The sequence below is a fragment of the Mycobacterium sp. genome (genome assembly GCF_052143115.1).
GTDB lineage: Bacteria > Actinomycetota > Actinomycetes > Mycobacteriales > Mycobacteriaceae > Mycobacterium.
On the sequence record NZ_JBKQTQ010000055.1, the window covers coordinates 15,114 to 31,164 of the forward strand.

Sequence of the window (16,051 nt, forward strand, 5' to 3'; positions counted from 1 at the left end):
CTGACCCGCACAGCCGCGTTCCAGCCTATTAAGCAGCCTATTTCGACCGCATTACAGTACCGGTCCGGTTGCCCGCGCCTGAACACTGAACGAACTGCACGACGGCGCGGCGCCGATTCACCCGTCGAGAAAAGTCAACCGCACCGAGCGCCGCGGGTTGTCCCGGTTCAGGTCGACCAGGACCACGCTTTGCCAGGTTCCGAGCATCAGTTCACCAGCCTGCACCGGCACCGTGATCGACGGCGCGACGATGGCCGGCAGCACATGATCGGCGCCGTGACCGTGCGACCCATGCGCGTGCCGGTAGCGGTCATCGCGCGGCAGCAGCCGTTCCAGGGTGTCGACGAGGTCGTCGTCGGAACCCGCGCCGGTCTCGATGATCGCCACCCCCGCCGTCGCGTGCGGGACGAAAACGTTGCAGAGCCCGTCGCCGCGCGGGAAGCAAAACGCGCGAACTGACTCGGTCAAATCGACGATACGGCGACGCGCGGTGTCCACATCCAGCACATCGGTATTCATCGGTCCAGCCTACGGGGCATGCTCGGTGACCTGCATCTCAAGCTGTCGATCCCAAATAAAGACACCCGTATTTGCCCATTGCCACGGGTAATTCGACGGAGGAAGGTGTTGGTTGAACCGGTGGCGCCACCGGGGCGCTGCCCCGAGGAGGAAAGGGGTGGATCGTGTACGCGCGCTCTACCACCATCCAGGCGCAACCATCGTCCATCGACGCCGGCGTTGCGCACATCCGCGATGCCGTGCTGCCGAGACTGCAGGAGGTCGACGGATGCGTCGGCTTGTCGTTGATGGTCGACAAGCAGACCGGCCGGTGCATAGCAACCACCGCATGGGAAACCGAAGACGCGATGCGCGCCAGCGCCGAGCCGACACAACCGGTTCGCGATCAAGCGGCCCAACAGTTCGGCGCCGTCGGCAGCCCGATGGTCGAAGACTGGGAAATCGCGGTGCTGCACCGTGATCACCGCGCAGGTGAGGGCGCCTGCGCGCGAGCGATCTGGGTCAAATTGCCGCCAGATCAACTCGACGCGGGCATCGAGTTCTACAAGACGTCCGTCCTGCCCGACCTCGAGGCACTCGACGGGTTCTCCAGCGCGAGCCTGCTGGTGGATCGCGCATCCGGGCGCGCGGCGACCTGCACGTCCTTCGACAGCCTCGATGCGATGGAACGCAGCCGGGAGCAGGCAACGGCCTTGAAGAACACGAAGATATTGGAAGTGGGCGCCGAGGAGCTCGACGACGGTGAGTTCGAGCTCCGGCTCGCTCATCTGCGGGCGCCCGAGCTGGTCTGATCGATTGGAGCGGCGGTAGACCGGCCGACTGGCTGTCGGCCGGCACTACCTTGCGCCAATCCCGAACAAGCGCAGCGGCGTTGCCCATTGCCATCGACAATCCGCCAGAGGAAGGTGGTTGCTGGAACCGGTGGCGCCACCGCGGCGCTGCAGCCCGAGCGAGCTCGGCTCGGAAAGAAAGGAGTGGTCTCGTGTATGCGCGCTCTACCACTATCGAGGCGCAACCGTCGTCCATCGACGCCGGGATCGCGCACGTTCGCGATGTAGTCATGCCGGCACTCCAAAAAGTCGACGGCTGTCTTGGTGTGTCGTTGCTGGTCGACCGCGGCTCCGGTCGTTGCATCGCGACCAGCTCGTGGGAGAACGAACAGGCGATGCGTGCGAGCGCCGATGGGATCCGACCGGTTCGCGATCAGGCGGCCCAGACGTTCGGCGGTAGCCCGACGGTCGACGAATGGGAGATCGCGGTTCTGCACCGCGACCACCCCTCCGGTCCGGGTGCCGGCGTGCGGGCCACTTGGCTCAAAGTGCGGCCTGACCAGTTCGACCGGGCCATCGCGTTCTACCGGGAGTCGGTGCTGCCCGCGATCGAAGAGCTCGAAGGTTTCTGCAGCGCGAGCCTGATGATCGACCGCAACTCCTGGCGCGCGGTGTCGTCGTCGACGTTCGACAGCCTCGACGCGATGGAGCGCAACGGGGACCAGGCCCGGTCGCTACGTACCGCCAGGCTTCGCGACCTCGGCGCGGACCAATTCGACGTCGGAGAGTTCGAATTGGCAATCGCCCACCTGCGGGTGCCCGAGGTGGTTTAGCCGCGTCGTCTTTGCTTCGCCGAGATCGACGCTAAAGCAGCTTTTCGCGCAATTTCTTGCGCTGGCGTCGATCTCGGCGCATCTCACTGCCGCCCGATCAGCGCTGCGCGTTCCAGCGTCGCGTGGGCCATCTTCACGTGTGCGGCGTCGACCAGGACGCCGTTGACGCCGACCGCGCCCAGCCCCTTCGCCTCGCCGTCGCGGTAGGCGGCGACGTTGCGTTCGGCGAGCGCGATTTCCTCATCGGTCGGCGAATACACCTTGTTGGCCACCGGGATCTGTGTCGGGTGGATCGCCCACTTGCCGGTGTATCCCATCAGCGACGCCCGTCGGGCGTCCCGCTCATAGCCGTCGAGGTCGTGGTAGTCCGGATACGGCGCATCGATCGCGTCGATGCCCGCGATGCGCGCCGCGACGAGCACCTTGTTGCGCGCATAGACCCAGAAGTCGCCGGGATACTCACCCAGCGGGACGAAGTTGGTGTCCACCCGGGCGCCCTGTGACAGCGAGAAGTCGCCGACCCCGAAGATCAGCGCGTCCAGCCGCGGACTGGCCGTCGCGATCTCCTCGGCGTTGGCAAGTCCCTCGACCTCTTCGATGAGCACTTCGAGGCGGATCGGGCGTGACAGGCCGAGCTTCGCCTCCAGCTGGGTGAGCAGCACGTCGACCCACCAGACGTCGCGACCGCGCAACGCTTTCGGGACGATGATCGTCTCGAGGTTCTCCCGGGCGTGGGTGACGACCTCGACGATGTCGTCGTGGCACCACGGGGTGTCGAGCCCGTTGATGCGGATCGCCCGCACGGTCCGTCCCCAGTCGAGTTCGTTCAGTGCGGCAATGGCTTTGGCGCGTGCCGTCTCTTTGTGCGCCGGTGCAACGGCGTCTTCCAGGTCGAGGAACACCAGGTCGGCTTCGGAGGCCGCTGCGTGGGCGAACATGTGGTCGTTGCTGGCCGGAACGGCGAGCTCCGAGCGGCGCAGGCGCAGGTTTTTGGAGGTCATAGCCGGTCACCTTTCACAGCACGCCGCGAGCATGCAGGTCGTCGATTTCGCGGCCGTTGAGGCCGAGCAGTTCGCCGTACACCTCGGCGTTGTGCGCACCGATCCGAGGGCCCAGATGCTCGACCCGGCCGCTCGCCGCCGAGAACCGCGGCACCGGCGCTTGGACTGTCATGGCACCGAGTTCGTCGTCGCCGACCTTGACGAAGACTTCGCGATGCGCCAGCTGTTCGTCCGCGACGAGGTCGGTGATGTCGTAGACCGGCGCGGCGGCCACTTCGGCGGCGTCGAAAATCTCCATCGCCTCGGCCAGCGTCTTGGTGGCCACCCAGTCGGCGACCACCTGGTCGACCTCGCGGGCCCGCGCCAGCCGCCGCTGCGGGTCGGAGAAGTCGGCGTCGTCGACCAGGTCGGCGCGTCCGATGGCCCGAAACACCCGCAGCGCCAATTGCGGTGAGCTGCCCGACATCGCCAGCCAGCGGTCGTCGGCGGTGCGGTAGGTGTTGCGCGGCGCCGAGATGTCCCAGCGGTTGCCCGCCCGCGTCGGCACCAGCCCGAGTTGGTCGTAGCCCAGCAGCGTCTGTTCCAGCAGCCGCGCCAGCGGATCGATCAGGTTGATGTCGATCAACTGGCCGGACGCCCCGTGCACGTCGCGGTGGTAGAGCGCCATCATCACCGCGTAGGCGGCGTTCAGCGACGCCACCCCGTCGGCCAGCATGAACGGCGGCAGGGTGGGCGGTCCATCGGCCTGGCCGGTGATGTTGGCGAAGCCGCTCATGGCCTCGCCGAGCGTCCCGAAGCCGGGCCGATCGCTCTTCGGGCCGGTCAACCCGTAACCGGTGATGTGCAGCATGACGATGCGGTCGTTGACGGCGCGCAGTGCCGGATAGTCCAGCCCCCACTTGCGCAGCGTCGCGGGCCGGGTGTTGACGATCAGCACGTCGGCGTGTTCGACGAGGCGGCGCAGCAGCGCCTGGCCTTCGGCGACGCGCATGTTCAGGGTGATCGAACGCTTGTTGCGCGACAACGACTTCCACATCAGCCCGACGCCGTCGATCTGGTTGCCCCAGGTGCGGATCGGGTCTCCGCTTCCGGGTTGCTCGATCTTGATGACGTCGGCGCCGAACTCGCCGAGGTAGGTGGCGGCCAGCGGTGCCGCGGCCAGCGTGGCGGCGTCAAGAACCCGGATGCCTTCGAGCATCATGCTCCGACGGGCGTACAAACCGGCCGTTGCAGGCCGAGGTGCTCGCGAAGGGTCGCGCCGTCATAGCCGGTGCGGAACAGGCCGCGCCGCTGCAGCTCCGGAACCACCATCCGCACCACGTCTTCGAACGCGCCGGGCAGATGTGTTGCGGCTAAGACGAACCCGTCGCAGGCACCGCCGTGGAACCACTCCTCCATCTGATCGGCGACCTGCACGCCGGTGCCGACGAACCGCGGGCCCTGCAGCAGAGTGGCGCGGTGGCCGGCCAGGTCGCGCAGCGTGATGGTGTCGCCGATGTGCGCGCGCAGGTTCTGCACCAGCCCGCGGATGCCAGACACCGATTCGATGAGCTCGTCGGTGATCGGGTCATCGAGCTGGTGTTGGGAGAAGTCGTAGTTCATCAGCTCTGAGAGTAGGGTCAGCGACGCCATCGGGTGAACCAGGTCGCTGAGAAACACCTGTTCGCGCTCTTTGGCATGGTCCTCCGATTCCCCCACCACGGCGTAGGCCATCGGACAGACCTTGACCGACTGCGGGTCGCGGCCGGCGGCATCGATGCGCTCCTTCTGGTCGGCGTAGTGGCTGCGGGCCACCTCGATACCCGGATCGCCGGTGAAGATCAATTCGGCCCAGCGCGAAGCGAATTCACGCCCGCGACCGGATGAGCCGGCCTGGATGATCACCGGCCGACCCTGCGGGCCGCGCGGCACCGTCAACGGCCCGCGCACCGAGAAAAACTCCCCTTCGTGGTTGAGCTCGTGCACCTTCGCCGGGTCGGCGTAAATGCCTTTCACGCGGTCGTGCAGCACCGCGTCGTCTTCCCAGGTGTCCCACAGGCCGACGACGGCATCCATGAACTCCTCGGCCCGGTCGTAACGGGCGTCATGGCTCAAATGCATTTTCAGGCCGAAATTCTGGGCTTCGCTGTCGTTGACCGAGGCGACGACGTTCCAGGCCGCGCGGCCACCCGACAGATGGTCCAGGGTCGAGAACGTCCGGGCCACGTGGAACGGCGTGTAGTAGGTGGTCGAGCAGGTCGCACCGAGACCAATGCGCGACGTCGCCTGCGCCAGCACGCCCAGCACGATGGACAGGTCCAGCTTCACCGGCCGTGCGCCGTATTTCACCGCGTCGGCGACCGAGCCGCCGTAAATACCGGGCATCGCAAGCCGGTCGTCGAAGAACATCAGATCGAAACAACCCTCTTCGAGCTGCCTGCCGATCTTGGCGTAGTACGAGGCGTCGAGGTAGCCATGCTCGGTGGCGGGATGCCGCCACGAACCCGCGTACACCGAGGTGCTGCCCGCTTGCATGAAGGCGACGAGCGCCATTTGTCGTGTAGTCATTTCTCATGTCTAGCATCTGATATATTAGATTTCAAGTGTTAGATTCACGATTGCCCTAAGGTCATCGGTATGCTCAACGACGTCGACATCGCCGGCACGGTGCGCGAGCGCGCCGCGCGCGAGCTGCGCGACCGCATTCTCACCGGCGCGCTGCCTGCCGGCACCCGGCTCGACCTCGACGCCATCACCAAGGAGTTCGCCACCAGCCGCACCCCGGTACGCGAGGCGTTGCTCGAGTTGTCTTACGACGGACTGGTGCGGGTCGCGCCACGCAGCGGCGTCACGGTGATCGGCATCAGGCCCGAGGACGTGCTGGACAGTTTCACGATTCTGGGTGTGCTGACCGGCCAGGCCGCCGCATGGGCCGCGCGGCGGGTCACCCCGGAAGGCGTTGAGCGGTTGCGCGCACTGGCGACCGAGGTCGAATCCCACTCCGGAGAGGGCGGCATCATCGGCGCGAATTGGCATTTTCACCGGGAGATCCATCGCGCGGCCCATTCGCGGCGATTGATGGCGCAGATCCGCCAAGCCGTCCGCGTCGTGCCGTCGAACTTCTTGGCGATGTTCCCTGAGCACGAGCACCACTCGTTGGAGGATCACCAAGCGCTGGTGTCGGCGCTCGCCGACGGCGACGCCCAGAAGGCCCGCAGCATCGCCGAGCGCCATGTGCTCGACGCGGGTCACTCACTGGCCAGCCGGCTGGAGCAGGGCAGCGTCTAGGCTGGCGAACCTGGCAAGTCTCATGCGCCCCACGAGTCCCTCGCCGAGGGGCGCATGCCTCTTGCAAGCCGATATCGCCCACGACATCGTTTCTGAAACCACCCCAGCCCACCTCGCCGGTGCAGATGGGGCTTGTGTGGCGGCAGATATCACGTAGCAGCTAGCCGCGCTTGCGCCGGATGATAGCCCGCAGCCGCTCGAGTCGACCGGCCAGCTCACGCTCCGCGCCGTGGCCGGTGGGGCGGTAGTAGTCCACGCCGACTAGCTCGTCCGGTGGATACTGTTGCGGCACAACACCGTCCGGGTCATCGTGGGGGTAACTGTAGCCCTGCGCGTTGCCCAGCGCCGCGGCGCCCGAATAGTGGCCGTCGCGCAGATGCGGCGGCACCAGGCCGGCCTTGCCCGCTTTGATGTCGGCCATCGCCGCACCCAGCGCGGTGGTGACGGCGTTCGACTTGGGCGCGCTGGCCAGGTGCATCGTGGCGTGCGCCAGCGTCAACTGGGCTTCGGGCATGCCGATCAGTTGCACGGTCTGCGCCGCGGCGACGGCGGTCTGCAGCGCGGTGGGGTCGGCCATGCCGATGTCCTCGCTGGCCAAGATCATCAGCCGTCGCGCGATAAATCTCGGGTCCTCACCGGCGACCAACATTCTGGCCAGGTAGTGCAACGCGGCGTCGACGTCGGAACCGCGTACGGACTTGATAAACGCGCTGATGACGTCGTAATGCTGATCGCCGTCGCGGTCGTAGCGGACCGCGGCCTTGTCCACTGACTGCTCGATGGCCTCGACAGTGACCTGCTCCCCCGCCTCGGCCGCGACCTCCAGCGCGGTCAGCGCACGTCGGGCGTCTCCGGCTCCGAGCCGCACCAGCAGGTCGACGGCGTCGGGCTCCACGGCTTGCCCGTTCAGCCCGCGGGGGTCGTCGATCGCGCGCTGCACCACTGTGCGGATGTCTTCGGCGCTCAGCGGCCGCAACTGCAGGATCAGCGACCGCGACAGCAGCGGGGCGACGACGGAGAACGACGGGTTCTCGGTGGTGGCCGCGACCAGTAGCACCACCCGGTTCTCCACTGCCGACAACAGCGCGTCCTGCTGGGTTTTGGAGAACCGGTGGACCTCGTCGATGAACAGCACGGTCTGCTCGCCGTGGGCGGCGGCGCGACGAGCCACGTCGATCACAGCACGGACTTCTTTGACCCCGGCCGACAACGCCGACAGCGCCTCGAACCGCCGGCCGGTGGCTTGCGAAATCAGCGCGGCCAGCGTGGTCTTGCCGCTGCCGGGCGGGCCGTAAAGGATGACCGACGCCACGCCCGAACCCTCGACGAGCCGCCGCAGCGGCGAGCCGGGTTGCAACAGGTGGTCCTGTCCGACCACCTCGTCCAGACTGGCCGGGCGCATCCGCACGGCCAACGGCAAAGCGGCTGAACCGCCCGGCGCGCGTTCGGTCAAGCCGGTCGGGTCGGGGACGTCGAACAGACCGTCGGACACGGTTTCAGGCATACCACGCCACCTCGACACGACTCGCGATGTTCGGGTCGCAGCGGGGCCGCCGAATACTTGCTAAGTTCGCGGAGGCATACGGCAGAACTCCACCACACGAGGCAGGAGCGGCTATGAGCCGACCCCCAGAGCACCCCGGCGGCCCGAGCGATCCGTGGGGCGCTAACCCCAATCCCGGCGACTACCCACCGCCCGGCTACGGCCCGCCTCCAGGACCGCCGCCCGGGCCACCACCGGGCTACGGACCACCTCCGGGACCGCCACCCGGCTACGGACCACCTCCAGGACCGCCACCGGGGTACGGCCCGCCTCCACCCGGATATGGCGGGCCTCCACCGCCGCCTCCCGGCTACGGGCCGCCTCCCGGCTACGGGCCACCGCCTGGCTACGGGCCGCCGCCTGGGTACCCGTCCCAGCCCGGCTACCCACCGCCCCCGGGCCAGCATTTCAGCATCGGTGATGCGTTCCGGTGGGCCTGGAATAAGTTCGCCAAGCACCCTTTACCGCTGATCGCTGCGGTCTTGGTGTATGGGGTGGTCGGAGTGATCCTGCACGCGCTGGTATTCGTGTTACTGGGCGGCGCCAACGCCAACACCACCGACGTCGCCGACGACTACGGCGCATCGTTTACGGCGAGTTTGGGCACCGTCGGCACTCTCGTGCTGTCGATCGTGTCGTTCGTCTACGGCATCTTCGTGCAGGCGGGCTTCTTGTCCGGGGCGCTCGACCTCGCCGACGGCAGGCCGGTCAGCGTCGGTTCATTCTTCAAGCCGCGCAACTTCGGCAATGTCATCCTGGCCGGTGCGCTGCTCAGCGTGATCAGCGCAGTCTTGGATTCGCTGTCGCTGCTCCCCGGCGCAATCTTCGCCGTGTTGGCGCTGGTGGCGATCGCCGTGTTCGCCTTCTTCGCGCTGTTCACGATCGCCTTCGCGACCGATCACGGCCTGTCACCGATCGACGCGCTGAAGGCCAGCTTCACCACGGTCCGGTCGGACATCGGCAGCACGCTGCTGTCCTTCCTGGTGCAAGGCCTTTTGGTGCTCGCCGGCTTCTTGGTCTGCGGCGTCGGCATCCTCGTGGGCGGCCCGCTGGCGTTGCTGGTCCAGGTCTACACCTACCGCCGGCTCTCCGGTGGCCCGATCGCGCCGCTAACTCCCTGAGCCCGACCCGTCACGGCTGCGTGACGAAGTCGATCAGCTCCTCCACCCGGCCGATCAGCGCTGCGTCGAGATCCGCCCAGTCGCGCACCCGGCTGCGGATGCGCCGGCATGCCGCGGCGACGTCGGCCGGGCCGGCGTGCGGCCAGCCCAGCGCCTGACATATCACGTGTTTCCAGTCGGTTCCACGCGGTACGACCGGCCACTCTGACAGACCCAACCGGGCCGGTTTGACGGCCTGCCAGATGTCGACGAACGGATGCCCGACCACCAGCGTGTGCGCGCCACCCCGGCCCCGGCGTACCGCTTCGGCCAGTCGCGCTTCCTTTGACCCGGGCACCAGGTGGTCGACGAGCACACCGAGCCGTCGCGTTGGGCCCGGGCGGAATTGCTCGACGACGCCGACAAGATCGTCGACGCCACCGAGATATTCGACCACCACACCCTCGATCCGCAGGTCATCGCCCCACACCTGCTCGACGAGCTCGGCATCGTGGCGGCCCTCCACGTAGATCCGCCCGGCACGGGCTACCTGGGCGCGGGTTCCGGTCACCGCCACCGAACCCGACGACGTGCGGGTGGCGGCGGTGGGTGACGGTCGTCGCGGCGCGATCAGGATCACCGGTTTGCCGTCGACGAGGTAGCCCGGTCCGATCGGGAACGGCTTAGTGCGGCCGCGTCGGTCCTCGAGCTCCATCCGGCCGTATTCGACGCACACCACTGCCCCGACATAGCCGGTCTGCGCGTCCTCGACGACCATGCCGAGTTCTATTGGCAATTCAACCGACCGGACCTTGCGCGCGCCGTGCGGGTCGCGGGCCAGCACGTCAGGACCATAGCGATCATCCACTCGAGCGATCCTAGGGAAGAGAACGTCCGAAACCCGGTTACGCCACTCGGCCCGTTGCATCGGGTCGCGCTGCGGCCTTCTGACTGTTGTGATGGGATCAGCGGTTATGACCATCAAAGTTGCGCTGGAGCATCGCACCAGCTACACCTTTGACCGGCCGGTTCGGGTGTATCCGCACGTCGTGCGGCTGCGCCCGGCACCCCACTCACGCACACCCATCGAGGCCTACTCGCTGCGCATCGAGCCGGCCGACCACTTCATCAACTGGCAGCAGGATGCGCTGGGCAATTTCCTTGCCCGGCTGGTGTTTCCGAATCCCACCAGCCGGCTGATCATCACCGTCGGGCTGATCGCCGACCTCAAGGTGATCAACCCGTTCGATTTTTTCATCGAAGACTGGGCCGAGGTCTGGCCTTCGGGTGGCCTGGCCTATCCGAAGGAGATCGCCGACGACCTTGAACCGTACTTGCGGCCGGTCGACGAAGCCGGCGACGGCTCCGGGCCCGGTGAACTGGTGACCGAGTGGGTGCGAGACTTCCGCGTCCGGGACGGCACCCGCACCATCGACTTCCTGGTCGCGCTGAACCAGGCGATCAACGCCGACGTCGGCTACAGCCTGCGGATGGAGCCCGGGGTGCAGACGCCGGACGTGACGCTGCGGACCGGCATCGGGTCGTGTCGTGACTCCGCGTGGCTGCTGGTGTCGATCCTGCGCCAGTTCGGATTGGCCGCCCGGTTCGTGTCCGGCTACCTGGTACAGCTGGCATCCGACGTCGAAGCGATCGACGGACCGTCCGGGCCCACGGCCGACTTCACCGACCTGCACGCATGGGCCGAGGTGTATATCCCCGGCGCGGGGTGGATCGGCCTGGACCCGACGTCGGGGCTGTTTGCCGGCGAGGGCCACATCCCGCTGGCGGCCACGCCACACCCGGCGACCGCGGCTCCAATCACTGGCGGGATCGAACCGTGCGAATCGGTGCTGGAGTTCTCCAATACCGTCACCCGCGTCCACGAAGACCCCCGCGTCACGCTGCCCTACACCGACGAGGCCTGGCAGACGATCTGTGAGGTCGGACGGAACGTCGACGAGCGGCTTGCCGCCGGCGATGTTCGGCTCACCATCGGCGGCGAGCCCACTTTCGTATCGGTGGACAACCAGGTCGACGAGGAGTGGACCACGGCCGCCGACGGTCCGCACAAGCGCCGGCTGGCATCCGATCTAGCCGCCCGACTGAAGGCGGCGTGGGCCCCGCAAGGGCTGACCCAGCGCGGCCAGGGCAGGTGGTATCCCGGCGAACCGTTGCCGCGCTGGCAGATTGCCCTGTACTGGCGGGCCGACGGGCTGCCGCTGTGGACCGACAACACGCTGCTGGCCGACGCTTGGGGTAGTGACTCGAACAGCCCGTCCGCGGGCCCCGCCGACAATGAGGCGGCCTACAAGCTGCTCGCCGGCATCGCCGACGGTCTGGGACTACCGCTTTCGCAGGTGCGGCCGGCCTTCGAGGACCCGCTGTCGCGGTTGGCGGCCAAGGTCCGGCTGCCCGAGGGCGACCCGGTGGCACCGGACGACGACCTCGGCGCCCAGGTTGGGGACACCGCCGCCAGCCGGGCCGCGCTACTGGCGCACCTCGACGAATCCACCACGCCTGCGGCGGCGTTCGTGCTGCCGTTGCACCGTCGCGACGACGACCTCGGCTGGGCCAGCGCCGACTGGCGACTGCGCCGCGGCCGGATCGTGCTGCTGGACGGGGATTCGCCTGCGGGTCTGCGGCTGCCGCTGGATTCGATCAGCTGGAAGCCGCCGCGGCCGTCCTTCGTCGCCGACCCGACCGCCGTCGGCGACGCGATGATCCTGTCCGACGGCGAGACATTGCTGGAGGACCCCGATGACTCAGCGACTGCGCCGATCACCGCGATGGTCGCCGAGGTCCGCGACGGGCTGCTCTACGTCTTCCTGCCGCCCACCGAGGCGCTGGAACACTTCGTCGACATCATCGCGCGGCTCGAGGCCGCGGCCGCGAAGATCGGCTGCCCGGTAGTGATCGAAGGCTACGAACCGCCGCCGGATCCAAGGCTGACGTCGACGACGATCACACCTGACCCTGGGGTGATCGAGGTCAACATCGCACCCACCGCCAGTTTCGCCGAGCAGCGCCAGCAGCTGGAGACGCTTTACGAGCAGGCCCGGCTGGCCCGCTTGTCCACGGAGTCGTTCGACGTCGACGGCACGCACGGCGGCACCGGCGGCGGTAACCACATCACCCTGGGCGGCATCAAGCCCGCGGACTCGCCGCTGCTGCGCCGCCCCGACCTGCTGGTCTCGCTGCTGACCTATTGGCAGCGCCACCCGTCGTTGTCCTACCTGTTCGCCGGGCGGTTCATCGGCACCACGTCGCAGGCGCCGCGAGTGGACGAGGGCCGCGCCGAGGCTCTCTACGAACTGGAGATCGCGTTCGCCGAAATCGCCCGGCTCGCTTCCTCTTCCAAGGACGGCGGCCCACAACCCTGGGTGACCGACCGCGCGCTGCGCCACCTGCTGACCGACATCACCGGCAACACTCATCGCGCCGAGTTCTGCATCGACAAGCTCTACAGCCCGGACAGCCCGCGCGGTCGGCTGGGCCTGTTGGAGTTACGCGGCTTCGAGATGCCGCCGCACCTGCGGATGGCGATGGTGCAGTCGCTGCTGGTGCGTTCGCTGGTGGCATGGTTCTGGGACGAGCCGCTGCGGGCTCCGCTGATCCGGCACGGCTCGAACCTGCACGGGCGATACCTGTTGCCGCACTTCCTCATTCATGACATCGCCGACGTCGCCGCCGACCTGCGCGCGCACGGCATCCCGTTCGAGACCAGCTGGCTGGACCCGTTCACCGAATTCCGCTTCCCGCGCATCGGCACCGCCGTGTTCGACAGCGTAGAGATCGAGCTGCGCGGCGCGATCGAGCCGTGGAACACCCTCGGCGAGGAGGCGACCGCCACCGGCACCGCCCGCTACGTCGACTCGTCGGTCGAGCGCATCCAGGTCCGCATCATCGGCGCCGACCGCCACCGCTATGTGGTGACCTGCAACGGCTATCCGATGCCGCTGCTGGCCACCGACAACCCCGACATTCACGTGGGTGGGGTGCGGTTTCGGGCCTGGCAGCCGCCCAGCGCTTTGCACCCGACCATCACGGTTGACGGCCCGCTGCAGTTCGAGCTCGTCGACCTGGCCAGCGGAACGTCGCGCGGCGGCTGCACCTACCACATCGCCCATCCCGGCGGGCGCTCCTACGACGAGCCCCCGGTGAACGCCGTCGAGGCCGAGTCTCGCCGCGCCCGCCGCTGCGAGGCCACCGGCTTCACCCCGGGCAAGCTCGACCTGTCCGACATTCGGGAAAAGCAGGCCCGAATTTCCACCGACATCGGCGCGCCGGGCATCCTCGACCTGCGGCGCGTGCGTACCGTTCTGCGGTAATGGCATTGGGCGAGATGGCCTGACATGGCCCTGCACTCCAGCGAGCCGTCGGCGGCTTTTCGCTACCGCTCCGACGTCGACCGGCTACTGGCCGGGTATCGCGCCGCACGGGCGCAGGAAACCCTGTTCGATCTGCGCACCCCCGGCTTGGCGGGCCCGGCCGTCGGCTACGACGAATTCGTCGATGCAGCCGGAAATGTGCGGCCCGCCTGGACCGAGCTTGCCGACGCTGTCGGGGAGCGCGGAAGAGCCGGGCTGAATCGGCTGCGCTCAGCGGTGCACCAACTGGTCGACAACGACGACATCACCTACACCGGAATCGATCCCGGCAGTGCGCCCTCCGTCGACGACGACGGCGTCGAGCCCCGCCCTTGGCACCTGGACTCGCTGCCATTGTTGGTGTCTGCGGCGGATTGGGACGTCCTCGAGGCCGGGCTGGTCCAGCGGTCGCGGGTGCTCAACGCCGTGCTCGCCGACCTGTACGGCCCCCGTCGCTCGCTCACCGACGGCGTGCTGCCGCCGGAATTGCTGTTCGCTCACCCGGGTTATGTGCGCGCCGCCTCCGGAATCGAAGTGCCGGGGCACCACCAACTCTTCATGCACGCCTGCGATGTCAGCCGGCTGCCGGACGGCACTTTCCAGGTCAACGCCGACTGGACTCAGGCACCGTCGGGAGCCGGTTACGCGCTGGCCGACCGGCGAGTGGTCGCCCACGCCATGCCTGACCTCTACGAGAATGTCGCGCCACGGCCGACCACACCATTCGCACAGGCGCTGCGGTTGGCACTGATCGACGCGGCACCCGACGGCGTCCAAGACCCGGTAGTGGTCGTGCTCAGCCCGGGCATCTACTCCGAAACCGCTTTCGATCAGGCATACCTCGCGACGCTGCTGGGCTTCCCGTTGGTGGAGAGCGCGGATCTGGTGGTGCGCGAAGGCAAGGTGTGGATGCGCTCGCTGGGCACGCTCAAACGCGTCGACGTGGTATTCCGCCGCGTCGACGCGGTGTACGCCGACCCATTGGATCTCCGTGCCGATTCCAGGCTGGGGGTCGTCGGTTTGGTAGAGGCGCAACACCGCGGAACGGTGACCGTGGTCAACACCCTCGGCAGCGGGATCCTGGAAAGCGCTGGGCTGCTGCGGTTTCTGCCCGAGCTGGCCGAGCAGCTGCTCGGTGAAGCACCGCTGCTGGCCACCGCGCCTAGCTACTGGGGCGGCATCGACAGCGAACGCTCGCTCCTGCTGACGCGGCTGTCGTCGCTGTTGATCCGGCCCACCGTGGGTGGGCCGACGTTTGTCGGGCCGACACTTTCGTCGGCGCAGCTGGCCGAACTGGCTACCCGCATCACGGCCACGCCTTGGCAATGGGTCGGCCAGGAGCTGCCGCAATTCTCTTCGGCGCCAACCAATTACGCCGGTGAATTCTCGTCTTCTGGGGTGGGTATGCGGTTATTCACGGTCGCTCAACGCGGTGGCTACGCGCCAATGCCCGGCGGCCTGGGCTATGTGCTGGCAGCGGGACCCGCCGCATACACACTGACAACCGTTGTGGCAAAAGACGTCTGGGTCCGTCCGATGGAGCGTGCGCTAGCTGAGACGGCGACCCTGCCGACGCCCGAGCCACCGGTGAAGACGGGTGCGGGCACCCTGGGAGTCAGTTCTCCGCGCGTGTTGTCCGACCTGTTCTGGATGGGACGCTACGGCGAGCGCGCCGAGAACATGGCACGACTGCTGATCGTCGCGCGCCAGCGTTACTACGAATTCCGCTATCGCCAGCACACCGAGGAAAGCGAGTGCGTGCCTGTGCTGATGGCCGCGCTCGGCGGGATCACCGGAACCGGAATCGGGTCGGGCGACCAGGCCGAGATGATCGCCATCGCACCCTCGACGCTGTGGTCGCTGACCATGGACCGCAGCCGACCGGGGTCGCTGGTGCAGTCGGTGGACCGGCTGGCCCTTGCCGCCAGGGGGGTGCGTGACCAGTTGTCCAACGACACCTGGGGGGTGCTGGCCGGTGTCGAACGCGCGCTGGCGCACAAGTCCGAGCCGCCGGATTCGCTTGCCGAGGCCGATGCCGTGCTCGCCTCCGCCCAGTCCCAGACGTTGGTCGGGATGCTGACGTTGGCCGGGGTTGCCGGCGAGTCGATGGTGCAGGACGTCGGCTGGACGATGATGGACATCGGCAAACGCATCGAACGCGGCCTTGGATTGACCGCGTTGCTGGCAGCCACGGTGACGACCGTCCGCGCCGCAGCCGCTGAGCGAGCCATCATCGAGTCAACCCTGGTCGCGTGTGAATCGTCGGTCATCTACCGCCGCCGTACGGTGGGCAACGTCAGCGTGGCCGCCCTGGCCGAACTGATGCTCTTCGACGCGACCAATCCGCGGTCGTTGGCGTATCAGCTGGAGCGGCTGCGGGCCGACCTCGGCGACCTGCCCGGCTCGTCGGGATCGTCGCGGCCGGAGCGGATGGTCACCGAGATCAGCACCCTGCTCCGCCGGTCGGATCCCGCCGAATTGGAAGCGGTTTCCGCCGGCGGACGCCGGGTCAAGTTGGCCGAGCTGCTGACTGCCGTGCATACCGCGTTGCGCGAACTGGCCGACGTGATCACCGCGACGCAGCTGGCACTGCCCGGCGGAATGCAGCCGCTGTGGGGGCCCGACGAGCGTCGGGTGATGCCGTGACCGGT

Annotated in this window: 12 protein-coding genes; 6 read left to right on the forward strand and 6 right to left on the reverse strand. The window is 67.8% G+C overall.

Annotation, left to right across the window (positions count from 1 at the left end):
• Positions 1-117: 117 nt before the first annotated feature.
• Positions 118-507: a secondary thiamine-phosphate synthase enzyme YjbQ gene (locus ACLQI9_RS06390; RefSeq protein ID WP_442377964.1), complete on the reverse strand. Its 390-nt coding sequence runs from the start codon at positions 505-507 to the stop codon at positions 118-120.
• Between the two features lie 176 nt (positions 508-683).
• Between ACLQI9_RS06390 and ACLQI9_RS06395 the strand changes: the two genes are divergently transcribed.
• Both ACLQI9_RS06395 and ACLQI9_RS06400 read left to right on the forward strand, forming a co-directional pair.
• The gene (locus ACLQI9_RS06395; protein ID WP_442377934.1) at positions 684-1,310 is read left to right on the forward strand and encodes an antibiotic biosynthesis monooxygenase; all 627 of its coding nucleotides are present in this window, start codon (positions 684-686) and stop codon (positions 1,308-1,310) included.
• 191 nt (positions 1,311-1,501) lie between these two features.
• On the forward strand, positions 1,502-2,122 hold the full coding sequence (locus tag ACLQI9_RS06400; protein ID WP_442377932.1) for an antibiotic biosynthesis monooxygenase: 621 nt from the start codon (positions 1,502-1,504) through the stop codon (positions 2,120-2,122).
• 83 nt (positions 2,123-2,205) lie between these two features.
• Here ACLQI9_RS06400 and ACLQI9_RS06405 read toward each other — a convergent pair whose 3' ends face one another.
• The 3 genes from ACLQI9_RS06405 to ACLQI9_RS06415 are packed head-to-tail and all read right to left on the reverse strand — an operon-like array spanning position 2,206 to position 5,670.
• The gene (locus tag ACLQI9_RS06405; protein ID WP_442377931.1) at positions 2,206-3,123 is read right to left on the reverse strand and encodes an HpcH/HpaI aldolase/citrate lyase family protein; all 918 of its coding nucleotides are present in this window, start codon (positions 3,121-3,123) and stop codon (positions 2,206-2,208) included.
• A 13-nt stretch (positions 3,124-3,136) separates the two neighbouring features.
• Positions 3,137-4,321 (reverse strand): CaiB/BaiF CoA transferase family protein, encoded by a 1,185-nt coding sequence (locus ACLQI9_RS06410; protein ID WP_442391324.1) that lies wholly within the window; start codon positions 4,319-4,321, stop codon positions 3,137-3,139.
• A complete protein-coding gene (locus ACLQI9_RS06415) occupies positions 4,321-5,670 on the reverse strand; it encodes an LLM class flavin-dependent oxidoreductase (protein ID WP_442391314.1) in 1,350 nt (449 codons plus the stop codon). Before ACLQI9_RS06415 ends, ACLQI9_RS06410 begins: the two co-directional genes overlap by 1 nt.
• Before the next feature lie 69 nt (positions 5,671-5,739).
• On the opposite strand from ACLQI9_RS06415, the gene ACLQI9_RS06420 reads away from it, so the two are divergent.
• Entirely contained in the window at positions 5,740-6,390 is a 651-nt protein-coding gene (locus tag ACLQI9_RS06420) for a GntR family transcriptional regulator (protein ID WP_442376491.1), read from the forward strand.
• Positions 6,391-6,550: 160 nt separating this feature from the next.
• Here ACLQI9_RS06420 and ACLQI9_RS06425 read toward each other — a convergent pair whose 3' ends face one another.
• Positions 6,551-7,894 (reverse strand): replication-associated recombination protein A, encoded by a 1,344-nt coding sequence (locus tag ACLQI9_RS06425; protein WP_442376493.1) that lies wholly within the window; start codon positions 7,892-7,894, stop codon positions 6,551-6,553.
• Positions 7,895-8,007: 113 nt separating this feature from the next.
• Here ACLQI9_RS06425 and ACLQI9_RS06430 point away from each other — a divergent pair, with 113 nt between their 5' ends.
• A complete protein-coding gene (locus tag ACLQI9_RS06430; RefSeq protein ID WP_442376495.1) occupies positions 8,008-9,054 on the forward strand; it encodes a hypothetical protein in 1,047 nt (348 codons plus the stop codon).
• 10 nt (positions 9,055-9,064) lie between these two features.
• On the opposite strand, the gene ACLQI9_RS06435 is transcribed toward ACLQI9_RS06430, so the two are convergent.
• On the reverse strand, positions 9,065-9,901 hold the full coding sequence (locus tag ACLQI9_RS06435) for a DUF3097 domain-containing protein (RefSeq protein ID WP_442376497.1): 837 nt from the start codon (positions 9,899-9,901) through the stop codon (positions 9,065-9,067).
• Between the two features lie 106 nt (positions 9,902-10,007).
• On the opposite strand from ACLQI9_RS06435, the gene ACLQI9_RS06440 reads away from it, so the two are divergent.
• Complete coding sequence (locus tag ACLQI9_RS06440) at positions 10,008-13,361, forward strand: transglutaminase family protein (protein ID WP_442391316.1); 3,354 nt, start codon at positions 10,008-10,010, stop codon at positions 13,359-13,361.
• A gap of 24 nt (positions 13,362-13,385) precedes the next feature.
• Positions 13,386-16,046, forward strand: a complete 2,661-nt coding sequence (locus ACLQI9_RS06445) for a circularly permuted type 2 ATP-grasp protein (RefSeq protein ID WP_442376501.1) — start codon at positions 13,386-13,388, stop codon at positions 16,044-16,046.
• The last annotated feature ends 5 nt before the right edge of the window (positions 16,047-16,051 follow it).

Coding starts and splice junctions, on each gene's coding strand:
- ACLQI9_RS06405 (WP_442377931.1), bottom strand. CDS start 3,123: ATGACCTCCAAAAACCTGCGCCTGCGCCGCTCGGAGCTCGCCGTTCCG.
- ACLQI9_RS06410 (WP_442391324.1), bottom strand. CDS start 4,321: ATGCTCGAAGGCATCCGGGTTCTTGACGCCGCCACGCTGGCCGCGGCA.
- ACLQI9_RS06415 (WP_442391314.1), bottom strand. CDS start 5,670: ATGACTACACGACAAATGGCGCTCGTCGCCTTCATGCAAGCGGGCAGC.
- ACLQI9_RS06420 (WP_442376491.1), top strand. CDS start 5,740: ATGCTCAACGACGTCGACATCGCCGGCACGGTGCGCGAGCGCGCCGCG.
- ACLQI9_RS06425 (WP_442376493.1), bottom strand. CDS start 7,894: ATGCCTGAAACCGTGTCCGACGGTCTGTTCGACGTCCCCGACCCGACC.
- ACLQI9_RS06430 (WP_442376495.1), top strand. CDS start 8,008: ATGAGCCGACCCCCAGAGCACCCCGGCGGCCCGAGCGATCCGTGGGGC.
- ACLQI9_RS06440 (WP_442391316.1), top strand. CDS start 10,008: ATGACCATCAAAGTTGCGCTGGAGCATCGCACCAGCTACACCTTTGAC.
- ACLQI9_RS06445 (WP_442376501.1), top strand. CDS start 13,386: ATGGCCCTGCACTCCAGCGAGCCGTCGGCGGCTTTTCGCTACCGCTCC.